Origin of the sequence: Salirhabdus sp. Marseille-P4669, assembly GCF_900240405.1 — a bacterium.
Lineage (GTDB): Bacteria > Bacillota > Bacilli > Bacillales > Alkalibacillaceae > OEQK01.
The window spans coordinates 19326-43947 of the sequence record NZ_OEQK01000001.1 but is presented as its reverse complement, the minus strand read 5'-3'; the positions used below and the strand labels follow the sequence as shown (position 1 = coordinate 43947).

The following is a 24622-nucleotide window of genomic DNA, read 5'->3' as shown; positions in this document are numbered from 1 at the left end:
GGAACCCCTTTAATTAGTCGGAAACTCTTGCTATTTTCCCTTGTTCAATATAAACAAGTAAAATCGATATGTCCGCAGGGTTTACACCTGAAATACGTGATGCTTGCCCTACAGATAAAGGCCGAACTTGTTTAAGCTTTTCTCGTGCTTCTGTTGCTAATCCTTGTATATCATCATAATCTATATTCTCCGGAATACTCTTCTCCTCCATTTTTTTCATCTTTTCCACTTGTTGGAGGGATTTTCGAATATATCCTTCATACTTAATTTGAATTTCAATTTGTTCTTCTACATCGTTAGGCAATTCTTTTTCAGCTGGTGTTATACCTTTGATTACTTTGTACGTAATTTCAGGTCTTTTCAAAAGATCGCTAGCACGAATGCCGTCTTTTAATTCTTGTCCACCCGCTTCTTTAATTACATTTTGTACCGCTTCGTTTGGTTTTAATATAATTTGGCTTAAACGTTCTTTTTCCTCTTCAATCATCCGTTTTTTTGCAATAAACTTTTGATAGCGTTCCTCGGAAATAAGTCCTAAACGATAGCCAATCTCTGTTAGACGTAAGTCCGCATTATCATGGCGGAGAAGTAAGCGATATTCTGCTCTTGATGTTAGTAATCGATAAGGTTCATTTGTACCCTTTGTTACCAAATCATCAATTAAAACACCTATATATGCTTGGGAACGGTCTAAAATGAGTGGCTCTAAATCTAACGCTTTCGCAGCAGCATTAATTCCTGCCATAATACCTTGCCCCGCTGCCTCTTCGTAACCAGATGTTCCATTTATTTGTCCAGCTGTAAATAATCCACTGATTGTTTTCGTTTCTAATGTTGGCCATAATTGCGTAGGTACTACAGCATCATATTCAATTGCATAGCCGGCACGCATCATTTCTGCATTTTCTAAACCAGGAATGCTTTCTAACATTTTCTTTTGCACATCTTCAGGCAAGGATGTGGACAAACCTTGTACATATACTTCTTCGGTATTACGTCCTTCCGGCTCTAAGAAAATTTGATGACGTGGCTTATCATGGAAACGAACAACCTTATCTTCTATAGAAGGACAATATCTCGGGCCAGTACCTTTTACTGCACCAGAATACATCGCAGAGCGTCCTAAATTTTCATTGATTACCTCATGTGTAAACTCACCAGTGTAGGTTAACCAACATGGTAGTTGATCGGTAATAAATTCCGTTGTTTCATAGGAAAAAGCTCTAGGTTCATCATCTCCAGGTTGAATTTCTGTTTTACTATAATCAATCGTATGGCTATTAACTCTTGGAGGTGTCCCTGTTTTAAACCGAACAAGGTCAAAGCCGAGCTCCTCTAGTTGTTCCGACAAATCAATCGTTGGGCGTTGATTGTTTGGACCACTTGCATAAGAAATATCACCAATTAAAACTTTTCCTCGCATAAAAGTTCCTGTTGTAATGATTACCGATTTTGCATAATATACCGCACTTGTTTCCGTAATTACGCCTTTACATACCCCATCTTCCACAATAATATTTTTAACCATCCCTTGTCGAAGTGTGAGGTTTTGTTGATTTTCTAATGTTTTTTTCATTTCCGCTTGGTAAAGTACTTTATCTGCTTGCGCACGTAATGCACGGACAGCAGGACCTTTACTTGTATTTAACAAACGCATTTGGATATGCGTTTTATCTATGTTCTTACCCATTTGTCCACCAAGCGCATCAATTTCACGAACTACTACACCTTTTGCCGGTCCACCAACAGATGGATTACAAGGCATAAAAGCTACTAAGTCTAAGTTCAACGTGAGCATCAACGTTTTTGCTCCTCGCTTAGCAGAGGCTAAAGCTGCTTCACACCCAGCGTGGCCAGCACCGATTACGATAACATCATAATGACCAGCTTCATACATAATTCGGTCTCTCCTTATTTATATTATTTTCCTAAGCAGAATTGAGAGAACAGTTGATCAATGAGACTTTCCTGTACTGTGTCTCCAATAATCTCTCCTAATATTTCCCAAGTTCTCGTGATATCGATTTGAACCATATCAATAGGCATACCTGCTTCTATTCCACTTAAAGCGTCTTCTAATGCTCTTTTTGCACTTTTCAACAGCTGTATGTGTCGTGCATTCGAAACATACGTCATATCTGTTGATTCAATATCCCCTTCAAAATACAGATTCGCAATAGCTTGCTCTAATTCATTAATACCTTGTTCCTTAATAATTGCTGTATTAATAATTGGCGCACCTTCAGCAACCTGATTAACACGATTTAAATCTAGCTTTTGTGGTAAATCGGTTTTGTTAATAATGATGATTTTATCCAAACCTTTTGCCGCTTCAAATAATAATTCATCCTCATGTGTAAAGGCATCACCATAGTTTAACACTAAAAGTATTAAATCTGCTTCTTTAAGCGCTTGTCTCGAGCGTTCAACACCAATTTTTTCAACGATATCTTCCGTTTCTCGAATACCAGCTGTATCAATTAACCGAAGTGGTACGCCTCTTACATTTACATATTCTTCGATAACATCACGTGTTGTACCTGGTATATCGGTAACAATCGCCTTATTTTCTTGGGCAAGTGCATTAAGTAAGGAAGATTTACCTACGTTTGGACGCCCAATAATGGCTGTTCCAATACCTTCTCTTAATATTTTACCCTGCTTGGCAGTTTGTAACAGTTCCTCTATTTTACCCATAACTTTTTTTGACCGTTCCACTAACATCTTATGAGTCATTTCTTCTACATCATCATATTCTGGATAATCAATATTTACTTCCACGTGTGCAACCGTCTCAATTAACTCTTGTCTTAATTGCTGAATGAGAGAAGACAAACGTCCATCCATTTGTTTTAAAGCGATTCTCATGGCACGATCGGTTTTTGCACGAATTAAATCCATAACAGCTTCCGCCTGTGACAAGTCAATTCGACCATTTAAAAATGCACGCTTTGTAAATTCACCTGGCTCTGCGAGTCGTGCTCCCTCTGATAATACAAGCTCTAATACTCGGTTTACCGACACAAGACCACCATGACAGTTTATTTCTACTACGTCTTCTCGTGTGAATGTTTTAGGAGCTCGCATTACGGTTACCATAACTTCTTCTATTATTTCATCCGTTTCCGGGTCTATCATCTTTCCATAATGAATCGTATGGCTTGCTTGTTTTTCTAGGTTTTTACCCTTGAAGCATTTTTGAGCAATACTTACTGCTTCGTCACCACTCAACCGAACTATGGATATTGCACCCTCCCCAACTGGGGTAGATATTGCAGCAATTGTATCTGTTTCCAACTTTTTGCACCACCATTTTTTTGGTATCTATTTTATTCACAAATTATTTCTGCTTTTGCTAATTTATTAGGATATCACAGTCCCTAGCTTTTTAAAAGTTATAAACATGTGCATAACTTCATCTATATTCTATTTTAGGAATTATCCACAATCCACATACAAAAATCAGAATAAAAAAGAAAGAAAAACACCTTTTAAGCAGTAAAAGGTGTTTTTCATACGTTATATTATTCAGCTTTAATAACAACTTTCCGATTTGGTTCAACCCCGTCGGAATACGTTGAAACATTTTTATTATTTTGTAATGCAGTATGGATAATCTTTCTTTCATAAGAAGGCATTGGTTCTAAGACAACATCTCTTTTTTCTCGAATTGCCTTTTGCGCTAAACGTTCAGCTAATTGCTGTAACGTTTCCTTACGACGGTTTCTGTATCCTTCTGCGTCTACGATTACGGTTTTGTGTCGATCTGTATTTCGGTTTACGACTAAGTGAGTTAAATATTGAATTGCATTTAATGTTTGTCCTCTTTTGCCAATTAATAAAGCAATTTTTTCCCCAGACATTTCATAAACGACTTCTTTTTCACGCTCTTGTTTATTAACTTGGATAGTTAAACCCATGTTTTCTGCTACTTGGCGGAGATAATCCTCCCCCTCTTTGATATTATCCTTTTTCAAACGAACTTTAACAATGGCTGGTTTTGATCCAAAAACACCTAATAGGCCTTTTTTACCTTCGTCAATAATATCTACATGAACTTGATCCTTCTTTGCATCAAGCTTAAATAATGCAGATTCAATTGCTTGTTCCACCGTTTGACCAGTAGCAGTTACTTCTCTCACTTTTTAGCTCCCCCTGCATTTTCATCCTTTTTGGAAAAAGGTTTATGAACAAATATAGTTTGAACAACCATGAAAATGTTACCTACTACCCAATATAAAGCAAGTGCCGCTGGGAATATTGCAGCAAATACACCAATCATAATTGGCATAATGTAAAGCATCATTGTCATTTGTGGATTTCCTGAAGCTGCTGGATTGCTAGACATCACTAATTTTTGTTGTAAGAAGGTTGCACCTGCCGCAATTACTGGCAAAATGAAATATGGATCGCGTGAACCTAACTCAAACCATAAGAATGTACCTTCTCTAAATTCAGGCGCACGATAGATAGCATGATAGAATGCAATCAATATCGGCATTTGAATTAAAATAGGTAAACATCCAGCCATTGGGTTAACCCCATGCTTTTGGAATAATTGCATTGTTTCTTGTTGAAGTTTTTGTTGTGTTGAAGCATCTTTAGAACTATATTTTTCACGTAAAGCTTGCATTTCTGGTTGAATTTCTTGCATAGCCTTAGATGACTTCAATTGTTTTATATTTAATGGAAGTAAAATCAAACGAATTAAAATGGTAACAAAAATAATACCAAGTCCATGACTACCACCAAATAGTTCCGATACATATCTTAAAAGTAATACAAGTGGCCATACAAATACTTCATTCCAGAATCCATCTGAATCCTCGGTTATTTCCTGATTAACATCCATACACCCGGTTAGTAATGTCACTAATCCTAAGAGGGCGATGACTAACCACATTTTTTTTCTCAAACTTTCTTCCTCCTAACCTACTCAACCCATATGTAGTTACAAAATATAATAGTATTTTAACATTATTACCATTTTGGATTCCATATAAAATGTCTTTATCCTTCAATAAAATCACGGACGATTAAATTTCTTTTCTTCAATAGATGAAGTAAACTTTTCTTCACTTGAAAGAAGTCTAAGTCGCGTGCAGGTATTCTAGCAATAATTACATAATCATAATCTTGTTTAATATCCTTCTCTAATTCTAAGAAGGCTTGTCTTAGTAAACGCTTTACTTTATTCCGTAGTACAGCGTTCCCTAGCTTCTTTCCAACGGATAATCCGATTCGAAAATGAGCTTGATCTTCTTTCTTTAAATAGTAGAGGACAAACTGTTTGTTAGCAAAAGACTTTCCAAATTTAAAAACCGTTTGAAAATCTTTGTTGCTTTTAATTCTGTAGGCTTTCTTCATAACTGTCACCCCAATACAAAAACGAAAGGCACCTTTTAAGAAATGCGGATCGTAAAAAAAACTAAAATATCAATTTACTCCAACATTATCCCAACATTTATATCATTTCATTCAATAAGGGGGACTAATTCCTAATCCCCCCTATGTCCTAATATATTGGTCTAAATGTAGAAAAAGACCACTGATTAATTCAGTGGCCTATGCTGATAATTTTTTTCTTCCTTTACGACGGCGCGCAGCTAAAATATTACGGCCATTCTTTGTGCTCATACGAGCTCTAAAACCATGAACTTTACTATGCTTACGTTTCTTTGGTTGGTACGTACGTTTCATCTATATTACACCTCCTGAGGAAAGTTAAACTTCAATGTCAATTCACACAGTTCAACTCATTATATAGGAATATAAAGTGATATGTCAACATAGCTCAACGGAACAAATCAAAACCTTCTTCCTACAATACTGCCCTTTACCAAATAAATTTTGCACAAAAAAAAAAACGCCATAAACTTTCTCATACTTTTAAGTTCCTTTACGCTTTTTTCTAGTTAACAGATTCTTTTTCGTGAAGGATGATCAGCCTCCTAAAATACTGTTTTTCCATTTATCCACATGACATGTTTATAAAAAAGAGACGTCTCGACATTTATCTACAACCTCTATCGACAATTAATACACAAAATATAGTGTTGTGGATAAAAAAAGACCACAAGTAATTGAATTTGTGGATAAGTAGGTAAAATCCATTGCACCTCTAGGATTTATTTGGTATTATATTTGTGTTTAACAATAAAAAAATAGTGAAACAAAATGATGTTATCCACACAATGTGGATATCCTGTGGACATTAATTCACTGTCTTGTTTATGGTTCTATTCACATTTTTGTGGATAATGTCGATAATTGTCTTATCTCTTATTATTATAGACATTTTTTATCCACAAGCTTTAATCCTCTTTATTATATCGTGATTTTATTTCAAATAGCTTTACATCACATACATGAAAAGAGTCGGATTCGTACACTTTCCCCCTAGAAAGAGAGGTGATCAATTTGGAAAATCTAGCAGAGCTATGGGCAAAAACACTCCAAACCATTGAAGGGAAAATCAGTAAACCGAGCTTTGATACTTGGTTAAAATCTACTGAGGCAAAATCCTTCCAGAATGATACGATTGTTATTGCTGCTCCTAATGAATTTGCACGTGACTGGCTAGAAAATAGTTATTCAGAGCTTATATCTGATACTTTATACGAAGTTGCAGGTACTGCTCTTAAACCTAAATTTATTATTCCAGAAACAGAAATAGAACCGGAACCTGTAAAAAAACCAAAAACAAAACCAAATGGATCAAATGGAAATGAGGAATCTCCTAATTCTCTTTTAAATGCAAAAAATACATTTGATACCTTTGTAATTGGCTCTGGGAATCGCTTTGCACATGCTGCATCATTAGCGGTTGCTGAAGCACCAGCTAAAGCATATAATCCCCTATTTATATATGGAGGAGTAGGATTAGGTAAAACCCACTTAATGCATGCGATCGGACATTATGTTTTAGAACATAATCCTTCGGCTAAAGTGGTTTATTTATCTAGTGAGAAGTTTACCAATGAATTTATTAACTCTATTCGTGATAATAAGGCAATAGATTTTCGCAATAAGTACCGAAAAGTGGATGTACTTCTTATAGATGATATTCAGTTTTTGGCTGGTAAAGAATCAACACAAGAGGAATTTTTCCATACGTTTAATACTTTGCATGAGGAAAACAAGCAAATTGTAATTTCAAGTGATCGACCACCAAAGGAAATTCCCACACTAGAAGATCGCTTAAGGTCTAGGTTTGAATGGGGGCTTATAACAGACATAACCCCTCCAGACTTGGAAACAAGAATTGCTATTTTACGCAAAAAAGCAAAAGCAGAAGGTTTAGATATTCCAAATGAAGTAATGCTCTACATCGCGAATCAAATCGATACAAACATTCGAGAACTTGAAGGTGCACTAATTCGTGTAGTAGCCTATTCATCTCTTATCAATAAAGATATAGATGCTTCCGTTGCTGCTGATGCACTAAAAGATATTATCCCTAGTTCAAAACCAAAAACAATCACGATTCATGGGATACAAGAAGTTGTTGGAGAGCATTATCAAATTAAACTAGAGGATTTTTCTGCTAAGAAAAGAACAAAATCTATTGCATTTCCTCGTCAAATTGCGATGTATTTAGCGAGAGAAATGACGGACTTTTCCCTACCGAAAATTGGAGAAGAATTTGGTGGCCGAGATCATACAACGGTTATTCATGCACACGAAAAGATTTCTAAAATGATTGCAAGTGATCAACTCCTTCATAAAGAAATTGAAGAATTAAAAGAAAAAATTAAACAACACTAATCCTGAATACTGTGAATAACTAGTACACATATATACACAGTCTATCCACATGTGGATAGACTTTCTTATCTAGTAAAAATATTAGTTATACACATATTCACAAGGCCTATTACTATTATTACTATTTTTTAAAAAACATAAATAATATATAAAGCGCAATAGCTTGCGCCTTTATTCATTACTCAAAGACCTATATTAGGAGGATTTAAAAATGAAGTTTGTTGTCCAACGTACTCAGTTAATGGAAAGCGTACAGGATGTAATGAAAGCTATCTCTTTAAAAACAACGATACCAATATTAAGTGGAATGAAAATAGAAGTAACAAAAGACGGCCTAAAACTTACTGGTAGTGATTCCGATGTAACCATTGAATCCTATATCCCTGCAGAAGAAAATGGAGTGGTTTATGTAGAAGGAATAGAACCTGGAAGTATCGTTGTACAGGCTAAATACTTCCCTGAAATTGTACGTAAGCTACCTGAACAAACTGTAGAAATTACTGCTGATGAAAATCATAATATTTTGATTCGATCTGGAAATGCAGAGTTTAATTTAAATGGACAAGATGCAGAGGAATATCCACATCTTCCTAAATTACATACAGAAAACAGCTTTGAATTACCAACAGATTTATTAAAAAATTTAATTAAACAAACTGTTTTTGCTGTATCTACATCTGAAACAAGACCTATTTTAACTGGTGTAAATTTATCCATTAAAAGTGATAAATTAGCGTTTGTTGCAACGGATAGTCATCGTTTAGCATCTAGATCTATACCTTTAACAATCAATACAGCAGAGCTGATCGATAAGAGTGTTGTCATTCCAGGTAAAAGCTTAAATGAATTAAGTAAAATTTTAGATGATACCCAAGATCATGTTGAAATTAGTATTACGGACAACCAAATTTTATTCCAAGCTAAAAACCTTTTATTCCTGTCTAGACTTTTAGATGGAAATTATCCAGAAACGTCACGTTTAATTCCAGAGCAAAGTAAAACAGACGTAATAGCAGACTCTAAAGTATTACTTAATTCGATTGATCGTGCTAGTTTGCTTGCAAAGGAAAGTCGTAATAACGTAGTGAAGCTAGTTACAAAGGAAAATCAAAAAATTGAAATCTCTAGTAACTCTCCTGAAATTGGTAAAGTAGTAGATGAAATCAATATCGACTCATTGAATGGAGAAGAATTAAAGATTTCGTTCAGTGCAAAATACATGATGGACGCATTGAAAGCAATTGATTCGGAAAAGGTTAAAATCCAATTCACTGGAGCAATGAGACCGTTTATTATTAAACCAATCGAAGACCATGAAGAAATCTTACAGCTTATTTTACCTGTAAGAACGTATTAAGAACCTAAACATCAAGAATAAATAGACAAAAAAAGCAAGGGAATTCCTATAAAAGCCCTTGCTTTTCTTACTTTTTAACGCTTGTAAACTTTCTTTGTTGGCCTGCATCTAGTAAAATAGAATATAGAAAAATAAAACGTACTTGAGCTTATTTATTTGAAAAAATAGTAAAAAATATAGTAAGTAAAAATATAAAAAAATTTAGGTGATCAGATTGCATGAAAAAGTTGAAATCTCAACTGAATTTATACCATTAGGTACCTTTTTAAAGCTAGCTAATGTTATTGATACTGGTGGCATGGCGAAGTGGTTTTTAAGTGAGCACACCATTTTTGTAAATGGGGAAAAAGAAAATCGTCGTGGAAAAAAGTTAAAGCATGGTGATACCGTAGAAATTATAGGAGTCGGTACCTATCAAGTTATTCAAGTTGATGATTAATGTTCCTTATGCTAGAGGGAGAAATATATGTATATAACAGAACTATCACTTACAAATTACCGGAATTATGACAAACTCGATTTATCTTTTGATCACAAAATTAATGTTGTCATTGGTGAAAATGCACAAGGAAAAACAAATATGATGGAATCCATCTATGTTTTAGCATTAACAAAGTCACATCGTACATCAAAAGATAAAGAATTAATAAAATGGAACGAAAATTATGCTAAAATAAAAGGTAGTGTTGTAAAACGAAATCGTTCCTTTCCGTTAGAGCTCATTTTTTCAAATAAGGGAAAAAAAGCAAAATTAAATCATATCGAGCAACAGCGTTTAAGTGATTATATAGGTGCATTAAACGTTGTTATGTTCGCTCCAGAGGATTTAAATTTAGTGAAAGGTAGTCCACAAGAGCGCAGAAGATTTATAGATATGGAAATTGGGCAAATCCAACCTATCTATGTGTATCATTTAACACAATATCAAAAAATATTGAAGCAACGTAATGCATTGTTAAAGGACTATCAGCGTAATAGAGAAATGGATCGGACGATGCTTCGAGTAATGACGGAACAGCTAATTGAGCATGCTTCCCCTATTACCCAGAGACGTTTTCAATTTCTTCATTTATTACGTAAATGGGCCCTTCCAATTCATAAAGGGATAAGTCATGACTTAGAAGATTTAGAAATTACGTACCAAGCTAGTGCTGATGTATCAGAAAACATGGAGTTGTCAAAAATAGTAGAAGTTTATCAAAAACAATTTCAGGATGTAGAAACAAAAGAAGTGGAGAGAGGAACGTCTCTTATTGGTCCTCATCGGGATGACCTGCTATTTTATGTGAATGAAAAGGACGTTCAAGCATTTGGCTCCCAGGGTCAACAAAGAACAACGGCATTATCGTTAAAATTAGCAGAAATTGAATTAATTCACAATGAAGTTGGAGAATATCCAATTTTACTTCTAGACGATGTTTTAAGTGAGTTGGATGATCATCGACAATCTCATTTATTAAATACAATACAAGGAAAAGTACAAACCTTTGTATCCACAACAAGTGTTACGGGGATAGAGCATGAAACGTTGAAAAAAGCAGAAATATTTCATGTTCATAAAGGAACTGTAGTGAAAGAAGGGTGAGGATATTCGTTGTTTATACATATAGGTGAGGATCACGTCATTCATTCTAAAGATGTTGTTTCGATAATAGATAGAGAGCTACTGACATCCTCTTCTATTATCGATGAAATGATTATGAATCAACGAAAAAATAATAAAGTTGTAGAGGCTTATTATGATTCAGCAAAATCAATTGTCATAACAACAGATTTAATTTATTTTAGTACCTTATCTGTAAACACATTAAAAAAACGAGCCCAATTATCATCAACCTTAAACAAACTAGAAGATTTTTCAGATGTATTTGATGATGAAAATAGTATTGAATAAATTATTCGTAATAGCTTCTACGATTTTTAGTATAAGCTATTATTTCATGTTTTAGGTAGTTGTCTATTTACGAATAGAGCGTAAATATTGTTGTCTATTTAAATTAAATCGAAGGTGTGAAACCGATGTCTATGGATGAAAAAGTAACAGAACAACAAGCATATGATGAAAATCAGATACAAGTGTTAGAAGGATTAGAAGCTGTACGAAAAAGACCTGGTATGTATATTGGATCTACAAGTGAAAAAGGCCTTCACCATTTAGTATGGGAAATTGTCGATAATAGTATCGATGAAGCTTTAGCAGGGTATTGTGACCTAATCCAAGTCATTATTGAGGAGGATAACAGTATTACTGTTATCGATAATGGGCGTGGAATTCCAGTAGGTATCCATGAGAAACAAGGCCGTCCGGCAGTAGAGGTAATCTTAACTGTATTACATGCTGGTGGTAAATTTGGCGGCGGTGGATATAAAGTTTCTGGTGGATTACACGGTGTAGGTGCATCGGTAGTAAATGCATTGTCTACTGAGCTTGAAGTATTTGTTCACCGTGATGGCAAAATCCACTATCAAAAGTTCAATCGAGGCGTTCCAGCAGCTGATTTAGAGGTTATTGGTGAAACAGATATTACAGGTACAAGAATTCACTTTGTTCCAGATCCAGAAATATTTACAGAAACAATCGTTTATAATTACGACACGCTTGTACAACGTATTCGGGAATTAGCCTTCTTAAATAAAGGCATTTCTCTATCGCTTGAAGACAAACGGGAAGGAAAGGAACCACAAGTTTTTCATTATGAAGGTGGGATTTCCTCTTATGTAGAGCATTTGAATCGAAAGCGTGAAGTATTACATGAGCCATTCTATTCTGAAGGAGAAATGGATAATATTGCTGTAGAAGTCTCTCTTCAATATAACGATGGCTTTGCAAGTAATATATACTCTTTTGCAAATAATATTCACACCTATGAAGGTGGAACGCATGAATCAGGTTTTAAAACGGCACTAACTAGGGTTATTAACGATTATGCAAGAAAGAACAATCTATTTAAAGAAAGTGACCCTAATTTAACTGGGGATGATGTTCGTGAAGGCTTGACGGCTATTGTATCGATTAAACACCCAGATCCACAATTTGAAGGACAAACCAAAACAAAACTAGGAAACAGTGAAGTAAGAGCTATTACTGATTCTGTTTTTAGTGATAAGTTTTCACAATTTCTATTTGAAAATCCAACTGTAGGTAAAATCATTGTTGATAAAGGATTAATGGCATCCAGGGCGAGAGTAGCAGCGAAAAAAGCACGTGAGCTTACTCGTAGAAAAGGTGCTTTGGAAATTTCCAATCTACCTGGTAAGCTAGCGGATTGCTCTTCGAAGGATGCGACAATTAGTGAATTGTATATCGTAGAGGGTGACTCTGCAGGTGGTTCCGCAAAGCAAGGACGAGATCGCCATTTCCAAGCAATTTTGCCACTTCGCGGTAAGATTTTAAATGTTGAAAAGGCAAGATTAGATCGTATTTTATCTAATAATGAAATTCGCTCCATTATTACTGCACTTGGAACTGGTATCGGAGAAGATTTTGATATCGAAAAGGCCCGTTATCATAAGGTTGTTATTATGACGGATGCCGATGTAGATGGGGCTCATATTCGGACCTTATTATTAACATTCTTTTATCGTTATATGAGACCGTTAGTGGAGCATGGATATATTTATATCGCCCAGCCACCATTATATAAGGTCCAGCAAGGAAAAGCGGCGCATTATGTATACAACGATAAGGAACTTGAAATAAAGCTTGCTGAACTCTCTCCTACACCAAAACCAGGAATTCAACGTTACAAAGGTCTTGGTGAAATGAATCCAACTCAATTGTGGGAAACAACAATGGATCCGGAAACGAGAACAATGCTGCAAGTACAATTACAGGATGCAATTGATGCGGATGAAATTTTTGAAGTGTTAATGGGAGATAAAGTAGAGCCAAGACGTGACTTTATTCAAGAAAATGCAAAATATGTGAAGAACTTAGATATTTAATGATTGCTAGGATTTTAAGTGAAAAATTAAAAATGTGAAGATGTCTAGCTACGGCTGTCGCCTACGCTTTTCTTCTTAGGAGGTAATACCAATGGCGGATCTTCAACGTCCACAGGTTCAGGAAATAAATATAAGCCAGGAAATGCGAACATCTTTTTTAGATTATGCGATGAGCGTAATTGTTTCACGTGCTCTTCCTGATGTCCGTGACGGTTTAAAGCCAGTTCACCGGAGAATTCTATATGCAATGCATGACTTAGGCATGCACTCTGATAAAGCTTATAAAAAATCAGCACGTATTGTTGGGGAAGTAATTGGTAAGTATCACCCACACGGTGATTCAGCAGTTTATGAAGCAATGGTAAGAATGGCACAGGATTTTAACTTCAGGTATATGCTTGTAGATGGTCATGGTAACTTTGGTTCTGTAGATGGCGATTCAGCTGCAGCGATGCGTTATACAGAAGCAAGAATGTCCAAAATTTCTATGGAGCTACTTCGTGATATCAATAAAGATACAATTGACTATCAAGATAACTATGATGGTTCAGAAAGAGAACCAGCTGTTTTACCTGCACGCTTTCCGAATTTATTAGTAAATGGTGCTTCAGGTATTGCGGTTGGGATGGCTACGAATGTTCCACCTCATCAATTAGGTGAAGTGATTGACGCTGTACTAGCTGTCAGTAAAGACCCGGATATCACGATTCAGGAGCTTATGGAAAATTATATTTATGGACCAGACTTCCCTACTGGTGGCCAAATTTTAGGTCGAAGTGGTATTCGAAAAGCTTTTGAAACAGGGAGAGGCTCACTTACAATTAGAGCGAAGGCAGAAATTATTGAACATAAAAATGGTAAGTCTTCCATCATTGTTACGGAACTACCATATCAAGTAAACAAAGCAAGACTTATTGAAAAAATTGCAGAGCTTGTTCGAGATAAACGTATTGAGGGTATTACCGATTTACGTGACGAATCGGACCGTGAAGGCATGCGTGTCGTAATTGAATTAAGAAAAGATGTAACACCAAATGTTGTGTTAAACAATTTATACAAACATACAGCATTACAAACATCTTTCGGAATCAATATGCTAGCACTCCATGATGGTCAACCAAAAGTGTTGAACCTGAAACAATCCCTTGTTTATTACTTAGATCATCAAAAGGTTGTTATTAAGCGTAGAACAGCTTATGAATTAAGAAAAGCAGAAGCTCGTGCACACATTTTAGAAGGATTGCGTATTGCATTAAACAATATAGATGCGGTTATTGCTTTAATTAGAGGCTCTAAAACAACGGATGAAGCTCGGGAAGGGTTAATGACTCAGTTCCAGCTATCAGAGAAACAAGCACAGGCTATTTTGGATATGCGTTTGCAACGTTTAACTGGTTTAGAGCGTGACAAAATCGAAGAAGAATATCAACAACTAATGAAGCTAATAGCAGAGTTAAAAGCCGTTTTAGCGGACGAAGAAAAAGTTCTAGAAATCATTCGAGAAGAGTTAATCGAAATTAAAGAAAAGTTTAATGACAAAAGAAGAACAGAAATTGTTATTGGACAAACGGATTTCTTTGAGGATGAGGATTTAATTCCAGAGGAAAAAATCATTATTACCTTAACGCATAAAGGCTATATCAAACGATTGCCAGCCACTACTTATAAAACGCAACGGCGTGGTGGACGAGGCGTACAAGGTATGGGAACGAACGAAGATGATTTTGTGGAGCATTTACTATCTACTTCTACTCATGATACAGTCTTATTTTTCTCAAATAAAGGGAAAGTATACAAAACAAAAGGTTATGAAATACCTGAGTATGGTCGTACTGCGAAGGGATTACCAATTGTTAACTTATTAGAGATTGAAAAAGACGAGTGGATCAACGCTGTTATTACCGTTCATGAGTATGTGGAAGACTGGTATTTATTCTTTGCTACAAAGCATGGAATTGTGAAACGAACAGCACTAAGTTCCTTTGCTAATATTAGAAAAGGTGGTTTACGTGCAATTAACCTAAGAGAAGAAGATGAGTTAATTTCTGTACGCTTAACAGATGGTAAAAAGCAAATTATGATGGGAACAAAACAAGGTTATTTAATTCGTTTTGATGAGCAGGATGTAAGAACAATGGGTCGTACTGCTTCTGGTGTTAAAGGGATTACACTAAGAGATGAAACAGATAAAGTAGTTTCAATGGAAATTCTTGAAGATGATATTCAAGTCTTAACGGTAACAAGCAAGGGTTATGGTAAGAGAACCAATGCGACAGAATATCGTACGACCAATCGTGGTGGGAAAGGTATCTTCACGGTTAACTTAACAGACAAAAATGGTACGGTTGTCGCAGTAAAAGCAGTAACAGGTGATGAAGATTTAATGATCATTACAGAAAGTGGTGTATTAATTCGAATGCCTGTTGAAAGTATTTCGGAAACTGGCCGTAACACACAAGGTGTTAAGTTAATTAAGCTAGATGGAGATGAAGAGGTAGCAACGGTTACTCGAATAGAAAAAGAAGAAGATGATGACACTACCGAGGAAGATTTAGAGAATGCAACGGAACAAGAATCAAATACAGAAGTAGTAGAACAAGAAGAACAAACTACGCTTGAGGAAGATGAAAATAAACAGGCTGAGGAAGCTGATGAAGAGTAACCGATAAGGTTTGTTTATCGTCTTACTTGTTAGGAGGACGCAACATTAGTTTGTTTCGTCCTCCTTTTGTTAGAGATATAGCTTATGCTTTGTTTAATCAACTGGCCATATATACAGGGGGAGTATTTATGCTTGTTCATCCAAAACAATTAAAGACAGGATGTTTGCTCTTAAGTGACGTGATGGGAAAAACCATTCATCCTATTGTTCCAAAGGAAACCGTTATTCAACCAATCCATATAAAAGTATTAAACCAATTTCAAATTAAAGAAGTTGATGTTGCTCCTAAACTGGCGACAGGTGAAGTCTTTGACCCAAATGCCGTATCAGAAGAGCAAGAAAACGACACGATTGGGAAAATGCAACATTTTTTAACGCTTTATAACGATTGTATTGATAAAACGAAGAAATTATTTGATCGTTTACGAAATCGAGTCCCATTAAATATTTTTGAGATTCGCGAGTACCTTTTACCTTTATTAAAAGAATCAGAGCATATGCCTGAAATCATTTTTCAGCTCCATCGGTATGTAAAGGTAGAGGATTATCCTTTCCATCAATCTATCGATATAGCCATTGTTTCAGAGATTATTGCAAAGAAAATGAACTTTTCTCAAGGGGATCAAATTCAAATAGCACTAGCTGCTTATTTAAGTAATTGTGGTTTAGCAAATATAGAAGAGGATGTAATTTTTAAAAAGGGTGCTTTTACAGAGGATGAATACAACGAAATAAAAAAACATCCAATTCATTCCTATCGCATGATTGAATCTATTTCAATGTTAAAATATGAGGCCAAAATAGCTGTATTACAGCATCATGAAAGACTAGATGGAAGTGGATATCCCTTTGGTCTTAAGGCAGATAAAATTCATCAGTACTCTAAAATTATTGCTGTAAGTGAAGCTTTTATTGCAATGACTTCTGATCGAACTTATCGAGAAAAGCGCTCACCTTATCAAGTGTTAGAAGAATTGCTAACAGATTCCTTTGGCAAGCTTGACATGGAAGTAATCCATACATTAGCAAGGAGCCTTTCAAGCTTTTCAGTAGGTACAAAGGTGAAGCTATCAAATGGCAATATCGGTGAAATCGTATATGTCGATGAAAAAAATTTAACGAGACCAATCGTACGTTTAAGTGAGAATGATTCCATAATTGTTTTAAAAGATAACAAAGAAGTATATATAGAGCAAATTTTATATGGGGTTGACTAATTAATGTCAACCATCCTTGTTTGCTTCCCATTGCTTGATTAAATAGCTTCCAAGTAGCATTGGTGTTTTATATTCTGCTATTTTTAAAAATTGTACAATATATGCATAATCATCACTTGCATACGTGTGCAATAAATCCCCCCACCATTCTGTTTCATACCGGCAGATCATACTTAAGTTATAGAGAATTAAATAATGAATCATAGCTTCGTGTAAGGGGAAAAATGCTTGTTTATATGTGCATAAATAATACTGATTGTTATGTGAATGGCTTGTAATTAGGTTACTTTCAAACGGTTTCAGAGGCTGCTCCAATTCAATAACTAAATAGGGCTCTTTTGTATAGGTTGTTTTAATAGCAGGAACGGATTGCTTAAGCTTTTCGATAAAGCGTCCTTCCGTCATATGCCATTTTATTAAGAGTTGTAACGGTACTCTCATTTTTACGTCGACATCGGAACCGACCTCTATTTGAACGTTTCTATTTTGAAAGGAAAATAGCTGTCTCAATTCTGGTATTCGAATGAGAAGAGAGTCCATTGAAAATTTATCGGTAGGAAATTGGCCGATATGAAATAAATGGTTTGAAAAATAAGGAAAAAGTCCATATTGCTGTATTTTAATTTCATCCTGTAAAAAACGATAGGATTGTTTTTTACGTTTTCTTGTGGACACCCCATGCGCCAAAAGCTTTGTATTTTCTGGATAATGTGGTCTTTTCGTTAGCAAGCATGCTTTAATTAACTGGTTCATGCCATAAAACAATAAAACAGGCTTAATACTAATCGGTGCTAGTTTGGATTGTTCAAAATATACCTCTGCATGTTCGATATAATATATAAATTGCTCTGCATTTTGATAGCTTAAGCGGTCATAGTCCGTTATTTTTTGCTGTTGATAGCAGTTCAATAAATAGTTTTGCACAAAAGGGATAGACTTTAGTTGGTCAAAGAACGTGGCTATATTATTATGATTCATAGAAATCCCCTTAAATAGTAAAATCAGGTCGTACTTTTATAGTATTCCCGAATAAGGCTTAATCAATCGATAAATAAACATGGGAAACGAAACAAATGCTAGTACTAAAACGAGGTAGAATTCGCCTATTTTTTTTAATAGACCTGTGATAAAATTGCAAGGTAAAAAACAAAACAAAAAAACACAAAACTTGTTGGAGGTTCTAAAAAGAATGAAAAAGTCGATACAAACGATGTTTATTGCATTAGCTGCATTTTTCATAACATTTATGTCTATGATCCCAAGTCCCATTACAATAAGTGCAGCTGAAGTACAAATAGAGGCGAAATCAGCTATCTTAGTTGATGCCAATACAGGGAAAATTTTATATGAAAAAGAAGCGGACTTAGCTTTACCTCCAGCCAGTATGACGAAAATGATGACAGAATACTTGGTTCTAGAGGCAATTGAAGAGGGTGTTATTTCTTGGACAGATACAACACGTCTAAGTGATTATGCTTATTCTTTATCAGCTAATTCTGGATTCTCTGGTTATTTTTTAAGACAAGACCGAGATTATACAGTAGAACAATTATATTCAGCTATGGCTGTTAATTCTGATAATGCAACTTCTGTAGCACTTGCTGAGTTAGTTGCAGGTAGTGAAGATAACTTTGTTAAGATGATGAATGAAAAAGCACAGGAATTAGGGTTACCTGATGCACAGTTTGTAAACTCTACTGGACTTGCAAATAGTGATTTAGGTGGGAATCATCCACCAAGCACCAGTGCTGATGCCGATAATTATTTATCCGCTAAATCAGCTGCATTGCTTGCCTTTCATTTAATTAATGATTTTAGTACAGAGGACGGATCTCCGCTTGCACTAGAATATTCCAGCTTGGAGTCTTATGAAATGGAAGGGCAAACCTCCGATAACTGGAATGAAATGTTACCTGGATATGAAAGACATGGCTTTGAGGGAATGGACGGACTTAAGACAGGTTATACAGATATGGCTGGTTACTGTTTTACTGGAACAGCAGAGCAAAACGGACGTAGACTTATTTCTGTTGTTATGAAAACAGATAGTGAAGATGCTCGTTTTGAGGAAACGAGAAAGCTTCTCGAATATGGATTTAATCAATTCGAACAAAAAGAAATCTTCCCTGCTGGATATCAAGTAGAAGACTTAAAAACTATTCCAGTAAATAAAGGGAAAGAAAAAGAAGTAGCTGTAGCAACAAATGAGGCTATTACTTCTGTTGTACCTAAAGGTGAAGAAATTACATTTACCCCTTCTTACAAAATTGATGATTCACTATTAAATAAAGATGGGGAACTAACAGCACCATTGAAAAAAGGAGACGTAGTAGGTACGTTAACATATGAATATAGCGGTGATCAATATGGCTATATTGATGAGCAATTTGCAGACCAAGCATCAGTTGAGCTAGTCGTTCAAGATGATGTAGAAAAAGCAAATTGGTTTACATTAATCTTTAGAGCGATTGGCGATTTCTTTGTAGACTTATTTACTTCCGTTGTTGGTTGGTTTAAAGGATTATTCTAAAGCCAATTGGAATGGTAGGAATTTAGAAAAAATTGAGGTAAAATAGCAATATAGGTATGATTCTATATTGCTATTTTTTATAAAGAAGATGGTTTAGCTCCATTCGGGGCTTACACTTCAAACACTAGGGGGGAATTACAGTGGAGAAAATTGGTACAGATGTAGTAAAAAGAGGTATGGCTGAAATGCAGAAAGGCGGCGTTATTATGGACGTTGTTAATGCAGAACAAGCCAAAATTGCAGAACAAGCAGGCGCTGTAGCAGTAATGGCACTTGAGAGAGTCCCTTCTGATATTCGTGCTGCTGGTGGAGTAGCTCGTATGGCTGATCCAACGATTGTTGAGGAAGTTATGAATGCCGTCTCTATTCCAGTAATGGCAAAGGCTCGTATTGGCCACATTGTCGAAGCTAGAGTACTGGAGGCAATGGGTGTAGATTATATAGACGAAAGTGAAGTACTAACTCCTGCTGATGATCGTTTTCATATGAATAAGCGTGATTTCACTGTTCCATTTGTTTGTGGATGCCGTGATTTAGGGGAAGCGGTTCGTCGTATAGGTGAAGGTGCATCGATGCTTCGTACAAAAGGTGAGCCTGGTACTGGAAACATTGTGGAAGCGGTTCGTCATATGCGACAAGTACAAGCTCAAATTCGTGAAGTTTCAAGCTTGTCCTATGATGAATTAATGGTATATGCAAAAGAAATTGGAGCACCTTATGAATTGCTTGCGCAAATTAAGGAGGAAGGACGTCTTCCTGTTGTAAACTTTGCTGCAGGTGGAATTGCAACTCCAGCAGATGCTGCGTTAATGATGGAATTGGGAGCAGACGGTGTATTCGTTGGCTCTGGTATATTTAAATCGGAAAACCCTGAAAAGTTCGCTCGTTCTATTGTGGAAGCAACGACACATTATCAAGACTACACATTAATTGGTGAACTATCAAAAGGATTGGGCACACCTATGAAGGGAATTGAAATGTCCACTCTATCTCCTAATGAACGAATGCAGGATCGCAGTAAATAAAAAGAGAGCGTGCAGTTTGGTTGGAGTGCCAGGCACCTGTCGAATTTAGGAGGTGAACAAGATGAAAATAGGCGTATTAGGCTTACAAGGAGCTATTCGAGAACATGTCCGTTCCATCGAATCCTGTGGCGTGGAAACGGTTATTGTAAAACGAAAAGAGCAATTAGATGATATAGATGGTCTTATTCTCCCTGGTGGGGAAAGTACAACAATGCGACGTTTAATCGACCGCTATGACTTTTTAGATGCATTAAGAGCGTTTGGCGATGCAGGTAAACCGATATTCGGTACTTGTGCAGGATTAATATTGTTAGCAAAAGAAATTAATGGTCAAGAGCATGCTCACCTAGAGCTAATGGATATAAAGGCAGAACGAAATGCGTTTGGGCGTCAAAAGGAAAGCTTTGAAGCAGCTTTACCAATAAAAGGCGTAGCAGAGGATTTTAATGCAGTCTTTATTCGGGCACCATATATATTGGAGGTTGCACCCGATGTAGAGGTGTTAGCTACTTATAACGAAAAAATTGTTGCAGCAAGACAAGGTCAATACTTAGCATGTGCTTTTCACCCTGAATTAACAAGTGATAACCGACTAGCCCAATATTTTGTAAATATGGTAAAAGAAGCTTCGAAAGAACTTGCATCCTTTTGAAAAAAAGGGTATATTAATAAACAATTAAAGAATGAAAGCAATGAGAGGAACTAGTAACAGTTTTTCTTTCGATAGAGAGTCGGTGGTTGGTGCAAACCGATGAAAGAGAATTGTGAATCCATCCTTGAGCTGAGTTGCTGAAGTCATAGTAGGCAATTTCCGGTTAAGCACCGTTACATGTAACCAAGCTGGTAGATTGTTTTGATCTACAATTAGGGTGGTATCGCGGGAAATTATATAGCTCTCGTCCCTTTTTATTAGGGATGGGGGCTTTTTTGTATGTTTTAATTTTTCAATTACTGAAGAAAAAGACGGACTAAGGAGGAATTCATCATGCTAGACATGAAGTTTTTACGTGAAAATTATGAAGAAGTAAAACAAAAGCTACAACATCGTGGAGAGGATTTAACAGACCTTGATAAGTTTGGAGAGTGGGATAAAAGGCGTCGTGAGCTGATTACAGAGAGTGAAGAATTAAAAGCAAAGCGAAATGAAGTTTCCAAACAAATCTCTGTGTTAAAGAAAGAGAAAAAGGATGCAGATGAATTAATTAAAGAAATGCGTGACGTTGGCGATAAAATCAAAACGTTGGATAATGAATTAAAGAATATTGAAGAAAACCTTGATACCTTACTTCTTTCAATCCCGAACATCCCACATGAAAGTGTTCCAGTTGGAGAAAGTGAGGATGATAATAAGGAAATTCGTAAGTGGGGAGAGGTTCGAGAGTTTGGCTTTGATGCTAAGGCCCATTGGGATATCGCAGCAGATTTAGAATTGCTAGACTTTGAACGGGCAGGGAAAGTTACTGGTAGTCGTTTCGTCTTTTATAAAGGCTTAGGTGCTCGATTAGAGCGGGCTCTAATGAACTTTATGATGGACTTGCACTCTGATGAACATGGATACCAAGAAGCAATCCCACCATATATTGTAAATCGCGATAGCTTAATCGGAACTGGTCAATTACCTAAATTTGAAGAAGATTTATTTAAAATTGATGAGTGGAGCAATTATTACTTAATTCCAACAGCAGAAGTACCAATTACGAATTACCATCGTGGAGAAATTTTATCTACTGAAGAGCTACCAGTAAAATTTGCAGCCTTTAGTGCTAACTTCCGATCTGAAGCGGGTAGTGCAGGTCGTGATACAAGAGGTTTAGTCCGTCAGCATCAATTCCATAAAATTGAGCTTGTACAATTAGTAAGGCCAGAAGAATCCTATGATGTTTTAGAGCAATTAACCGGACATGCCGAAAAGGTATTACAGCTACTTGAATTACCATATCGTGTTGTGAGTATTTGTACTGGTGATTTAGGCTTCACTGCCGCTAAAAAATATGATCTAGAGGTTTGGTTACCAAGCTCTGATAATTATCGTGAGATTTCTTCTTGCTCTAACTTTGAAGACTTCCAAGCAAGACGTGCAAAAATCCGCTTCCGTCGTGAACCAAATGCAAAACCAGAATATGTACACACATTAAATGGCTCTGGACTTGCAATTGGACGTACCGTTGCTGCTATTTTAGAAAATTACCAGCAGGAGGATGGAACAGTAGTGATTCCAAAGGTGTTGCGTCCGTATATGGGGAACAAGGAAGTAATTGGGCCGAAGTAATAAAGAAGAGTATAGGCACTTGTTGAATTAGGGATGCAAGTGCCTAATATCCCTATTCTATAGATATAAAATGATTAAAAAGTAAGAAAATAAAAACATAAATCAATTAGGTTGCACAAGCATTTGGAATGTGCTATATTATTTAAGTGTCAATTGGAGGAATACCCAAGTCTGGCTGAAGGGATCGGTCTTGAAAACCGACAGGGGTGTCAAAGCCCGCGGGGGTTCGAATCCCTCTTCCTCCGCCATATATATGCGTATAATATTGGAGATATAACGGAATAAAAAGATCGTTACTGCTACGAGTAACGATCTTTATTTTTTTATATAGGCTTCATGCTTGATAAGGATGTAGACGGAGAGTATTTATGCAGTCCCGTATCCAATTTATTTACAAGAAACAAAAAAATCCGAACGAATACGTATACCTAAGAAAGGGTTCGTATATTAGTTCGGATTATTTCTTTGACTAAAAAGCTCTTTACATATGTGAAGTTGTTAACTTTCTTGTTTGGCTAATAAAATGACTAACACGCTCTAGAATTGGCTCAATGGATGTATTGTCGTTGACAATATCATAATCCGCAATATTAATGCGCATTACAGGACATGCATTGAAGTTGTTAATCCAATTTTGATAACGGTCGTACATTTCCTTCCAATACTCTACTGGTGTTTCCTGCTCCATTGGACGCCCTCGTAGACGGATACGGTCTAAAATGTCCTCGAAAGATCCTTCCAAATAAATTAATAGGTCTGGATGTGGGAAGTATGGTGTCATCACCATTGCTTCGAAGAGATTTGTGTATGTTTCATAATCTGTTTTAGACATTGTTCCTTTTTCATAATGCATTTTTGCAAAAATACCTGTATCTTCATAAATGGAACGATCTTGAACAAATCCTCCACCATATTCAAAAATTTGCTTTTGTTCTTTGAAGCGTTCCCCTAAAAAGTATACTTGTAAATGAAAGCTCCAGCGCTCAAAATCCTTATAAAATTTATCTAAGTACGGATTTGTATCTACCTTTTCAAAGGATGTTTTAAAATTTAAAGCATTGGCCAACGACTTAGTCATTGTCGATTTACCAACACCAACTGTTCCAGCAATTGTAATTACTGCATCGTTTGGAATACCATATTTATTTCTCATGAAGAAAATACCTCCGTCTCTCGTAATGACTTTTCAATTAGAGTTAAAATATTAGTTAAATCATTTTCATTTTGAACAAAGTCAAGATCATCGCCGTTTAAACGAATTAGAGGTATGTTTGGATACTTCTCTTCAAATTCATTCATAAACGCTTCATAATCATCGGATAATTGCTGTAAGTAGGATGCTTGAATGTTTTGTTCAATTTCACGTCCACGTTTTTCAATGCGTTCTAACAATGTATCTAAGCTTGCATGCAAATAAACCATCACATTTGGCATTGGCATATCTGCAGTTAGAATATCAAATATCTCGCTATATTTTTGAAACTGGGAATCCTTTAAAGTCCGCTTCGCAAAGATCATATTTTTGGAAATATGATAATCGGAAACAACAGGCTTTCCTACTTTTAAAAATTTCTCATTTATATCTTCAAGCTGCTTATAGCGATTGCAAAGGAAAAACATTTCCGTTTGAAAACTCCACTCATCAATGTCATCATAAAACTTACCTAAGAAGGGGTTTTCTTCTACAATTTCCTTCAAAAGATGAAAGTTAAAATGTTCATTAATTTTTTTAGACAAAGAGGTTTTTCCTACACCAATAGGTCCCTCTACCGCAATAAAAGGAATTTTGTCCATTTGCTTTACTTTTCCCCCTTTAAGAAAAACGTACCATACTATATCTATATCTTTTT

The 24622-nt window shown here is 35.9% G+C and carries 21 protein-coding genes, 1 tRNA gene and 1 other annotated feature; of the genes, 13 read left to right on the top strand and 9 right to left on the bottom strand.

Annotated features, from left to right (window positions below; translation table 11 throughout):
* Nucleotides 1-13: 13 nt before the first annotated feature.
* The 6 genes from mnmG to rpmH form a co-directional block, all read right to left on the bottom strand.
* Nucleotides 14-1897, bottom strand: a complete 1884-nt coding sequence (mnmG, locus tag C1A05_RS00215) for a tRNA uridine-5-carboxymethylaminomethyl(34) synthesis enzyme MnmG (RefSeq protein ID WP_102026163.1) — start codon at nucleotides 1895-1897, stop codon at nucleotides 14-16.
* Between the two features lie 23 nt (nucleotides 1898-1920).
* Nucleotides 1921-3297, bottom strand: a complete 1377-nt coding sequence (mnmE, locus tag C1A05_RS00210) for a tRNA uridine-5-carboxymethylaminomethyl(34) synthesis GTPase MnmE (protein ID WP_102026162.1) — start codon at nucleotides 3295-3297, stop codon at nucleotides 1921-1923.
* Nucleotides 3298-3524: 227 nt separating this feature from the next.
* A complete protein-coding gene (gene jag, locus C1A05_RS00205) occupies nucleotides 3525-4142 on the bottom strand; it encodes an RNA-binding cell elongation regulator Jag/EloR (protein ID WP_102026161.1) in 618 nt (205 codons plus the stop codon).
* Nucleotides 4139-4915, bottom strand: coding sequence for a YidC family membrane integrase SpoIIIJ (gene spoIIIJ / locus C1A05_RS00200; RefSeq protein WP_102026160.1), 777 nt, complete (start codon nucleotides 4913-4915; stop codon nucleotides 4139-4141). Before spoIIIJ ends, jag begins: the two co-directional genes overlap by 4 nt.
* A gap of 95 nt (nucleotides 4916-5010) precedes the next feature.
* A complete protein-coding gene (gene rnpA / locus C1A05_RS00195) occupies nucleotides 5011-5367 on the bottom strand; it encodes a ribonuclease P protein component (protein WP_102026159.1) in 357 nt (118 codons plus the stop codon).
* A 198-nt stretch (nucleotides 5368-5565) separates the two neighbouring features.
* A complete protein-coding gene (gene rpmH / locus C1A05_RS00190) occupies nucleotides 5566-5700 on the bottom strand; it encodes a 50S ribosomal protein L34 (RefSeq protein ID WP_102026158.1) in 135 nt (44 codons plus the stop codon).
* Between the two features lie 720 nt (nucleotides 5701-6420).
* On the opposite strand from rpmH, the gene dnaA reads away from it, so the two are divergent.
* The 8 genes from dnaA to C1A05_RS00150 all read left to right on the top strand — a co-directional run bounded on the left by dnaA (nucleotide 6421) and on the right by C1A05_RS00150 (nucleotide 16948).
* Nucleotides 6421-7767, top strand: coding sequence for a chromosomal replication initiator protein DnaA (gene dnaA, locus C1A05_RS00185; RefSeq protein WP_102026157.1), 1347 nt, complete (start codon nucleotides 6421-6423; stop codon nucleotides 7765-7767).
* Between the two features lie 211 nt (nucleotides 7768-7978).
* Nucleotides 7979-9124, top strand: a complete 1146-nt coding sequence (gene dnaN / locus C1A05_RS00180) for a DNA polymerase III subunit beta (RefSeq protein WP_102026156.1) — start codon at nucleotides 7979-7981, stop codon at nucleotides 9122-9124.
* Between the two features lie 214 nt (nucleotides 9125-9338).
* Entirely contained in the window at nucleotides 9339-9563 is a 225-nt protein-coding gene (yaaA, locus tag C1A05_RS00175) for a S4 domain-containing protein YaaA (protein ID WP_102026155.1), read from the top strand.
* A 27-nt stretch (nucleotides 9564-9590) separates the two neighbouring features.
* Entirely contained in the window at nucleotides 9591-10709 is a 1119-nt protein-coding gene (gene recF / locus C1A05_RS00170) for a DNA replication/repair protein RecF (RefSeq protein ID WP_102026154.1), read from the top strand.
* Nucleotides 10710-10718: 9 nt separating this feature from the next.
* Nucleotides 10719-11018: an extracellular matrix regulator RemB gene (gene remB, locus C1A05_RS00165; RefSeq protein WP_102026153.1), complete on the top strand. Its 300-nt coding sequence runs from the start codon at nucleotides 10719-10721 to the stop codon at nucleotides 11016-11018.
* A 125-nt stretch (nucleotides 11019-11143) separates the two neighbouring features.
* A complete protein-coding gene (gyrB, locus tag C1A05_RS00160; protein ID WP_373419453.1) occupies nucleotides 11144-13069 on the top strand; it encodes a DNA topoisomerase (ATP-hydrolyzing) subunit B in 1926 nt (641 codons plus the stop codon).
* Nucleotides 13070-13160: 91 nt separating this feature from the next.
* On the top strand, nucleotides 13161-15731 hold the full coding sequence (gyrA, locus tag C1A05_RS00155) for a DNA gyrase subunit A (RefSeq protein ID WP_102026152.1): 2571 nt from the start codon (nucleotides 13161-13163) through the stop codon (nucleotides 15729-15731).
* Between the two features lie 128 nt (nucleotides 15732-15859).
* Nucleotides 15860-16948, top strand: coding sequence for an HD-GYP domain-containing protein (locus tag C1A05_RS00150; protein WP_102026151.1), 1089 nt, complete (start codon nucleotides 15860-15862; stop codon nucleotides 16946-16948).
* Between the two features lie 6 nt (nucleotides 16949-16954).
* On the opposite strand, the gene C1A05_RS00145 is transcribed toward C1A05_RS00150, so the two are convergent.
* Complete coding sequence (locus C1A05_RS00145) at nucleotides 16955-17926, bottom strand: YaaC family protein (protein ID WP_102026150.1); 972 nt, start codon at nucleotides 17924-17926, stop codon at nucleotides 16955-16957.
* Nucleotides 17927-18137: 211 nt separating this feature from the next.
* Between C1A05_RS00145 and C1A05_RS00140 the strand changes: the two genes are divergently transcribed.
* The 5 genes from C1A05_RS00140 to C1A05_RS00120 all read left to right on the top strand — a co-directional run bounded on the left by C1A05_RS00140 (nucleotide 18138) and on the right by C1A05_RS00120 (nucleotide 23020).
* Nucleotides 18138-19478 (top strand): D-alanyl-D-alanine carboxypeptidase family protein, encoded by a 1341-nt coding sequence (locus C1A05_RS00140; RefSeq protein WP_102026149.1) that lies wholly within the window; start codon nucleotides 18138-18140, stop codon nucleotides 19476-19478.
* A 140-nt stretch (nucleotides 19479-19618) separates the two neighbouring features.
* Nucleotides 19619-20503 (top strand): pyridoxal 5'-phosphate synthase lyase subunit PdxS, encoded by an 885-nt coding sequence (pdxS, locus tag C1A05_RS00135; protein WP_102026148.1) that lies wholly within the window; start codon nucleotides 19619-19621, stop codon nucleotides 20501-20503.
* Nucleotides 20504-20564: 61 nt separating this feature from the next.
* Nucleotides 20565-21155 (top strand): pyridoxal 5'-phosphate synthase glutaminase subunit PdxT, encoded by a 591-nt coding sequence (gene pdxT / locus C1A05_RS00130; RefSeq protein ID WP_102026147.1) that lies wholly within the window; start codon nucleotides 20565-20567, stop codon nucleotides 21153-21155.
* Nucleotides 21156-21186: 31 nt separating this feature from the next.
* Nucleotides 21187-21410: a binding site (T-box leader), on the top strand.
* A 78-nt stretch (nucleotides 21411-21488) separates the two neighbouring features.
* Nucleotides 21489-22772 carry a serine--tRNA ligase gene (serS, locus tag C1A05_RS00125; RefSeq protein WP_102026146.1) on the top strand — a complete coding sequence of 428 codons (1284 nt, stop codon included), beginning with the start codon at nucleotides 21489-21491 and terminating at the stop codon, nucleotides 22770-22772.
* Between the two features lie 155 nt (nucleotides 22773-22927).
* Nucleotides 22928-23020 (top strand) — tRNA-Ser (locus C1A05_RS00120).
* A gap of 233 nt (nucleotides 23021-23253) precedes the next feature.
* Here C1A05_RS00120 and C1A05_RS00115 read toward each other — a convergent pair.
* Nucleotides 23254-23925: a deoxynucleoside kinase gene (locus tag C1A05_RS00115; protein ID WP_102026145.1), complete on the bottom strand. Its 672-nt coding sequence runs from the start codon at nucleotides 23923-23925 to the stop codon at nucleotides 23254-23256.
* Nucleotides 23922-24566: a deoxynucleoside kinase gene (locus C1A05_RS00110; protein WP_102026692.1), complete on the bottom strand. Its 645-nt coding sequence runs from the start codon at nucleotides 24564-24566 to the stop codon at nucleotides 23922-23924. The genes C1A05_RS00115 and C1A05_RS00110 overlap by 4 nt, the downstream gene beginning before the upstream one ends.
* Between the last annotated feature and the right edge of the window lie 56 nt (nucleotides 24567-24622).

Excerpts from the sequence above, each read along its gene's own strand:
- mnmG (WP_102026163.1), bottom strand. The coding sequence starts at position 1,897 with ATGTATGAAGCTGGTCATTATGATGTTATCGTAATCGGTGCTGGCCAC.
- rnpA (WP_102026159.1), bottom strand. The coding sequence starts at position 5,367 with ATGAAGAAAGCCTACAGAATTAAAAGCAACAAAGATTTTCAAACGGTT.
- rpmH (WP_102026158.1), bottom strand. The coding sequence starts at position 5,700 with ATGAAACGTACGTACCAACCAAAGAAACGTAAGCATAGTAAAGTTCAT.
- dnaN (WP_102026156.1), top strand. The coding sequence starts at position 7,979 with ATGAAGTTTGTTGTCCAACGTACTCAGTTAATGGAAAGCGTACAGGAT.
- recF (WP_102026154.1), top strand. The coding sequence starts at position 9,591 with ATGTATATAACAGAACTATCACTTACAAATTACCGGAATTATGACAAA.
- gyrB (WP_373419453.1), top strand. The coding sequence starts at position 11,144 with ATGTCTATGGATGAAAAAGTAACAGAACAACAAGCATATGATGAAAAT.
- gyrA (WP_102026152.1), top strand. The coding sequence starts at position 13,161 with ATGGCGGATCTTCAACGTCCACAGGTTCAGGAAATAAATATAAGCCAG.
- C1A05_RS00150 (WP_102026151.1), top strand. The coding sequence starts at position 15,860 with ATGCTTGTTCATCCAAAACAATTAAAGACAGGATGTTTGCTCTTAAGT.
- C1A05_RS00145 (WP_102026150.1), bottom strand. The coding sequence starts at position 17,926 with ATGAATCATAATAATATAGCCACGTTCTTTGACCAACTAAAGTCTATC.
- C1A05_RS00140 (WP_102026149.1), top strand. The coding sequence starts at position 18,138 with ATGAAAAAGTCGATACAAACGATGTTTATTGCATTAGCTGCATTTTTC.
- pdxT (WP_102026147.1), top strand. The coding sequence starts at position 20,565 with ATGAAAATAGGCGTATTAGGCTTACAAGGAGCTATTCGAGAACATGTC.
- serS (WP_102026146.1), top strand. The coding sequence starts at position 21,489 with ATGCTAGACATGAAGTTTTTACGTGAAAATTATGAAGAAGTAAAACAA.
- C1A05_RS00115 (WP_102026145.1), bottom strand. The coding sequence starts at position 23,925 with ATGAGAAATAAATATGGTATTCCAAACGATGCAGTAATTACAATTGCT.
- C1A05_RS00110 (WP_102026692.1), bottom strand. The coding sequence starts at position 24,566 with ATGGACAAAATTCCTTTTATTGCGGTAGAGGGACCTATTGGTGTAGGA.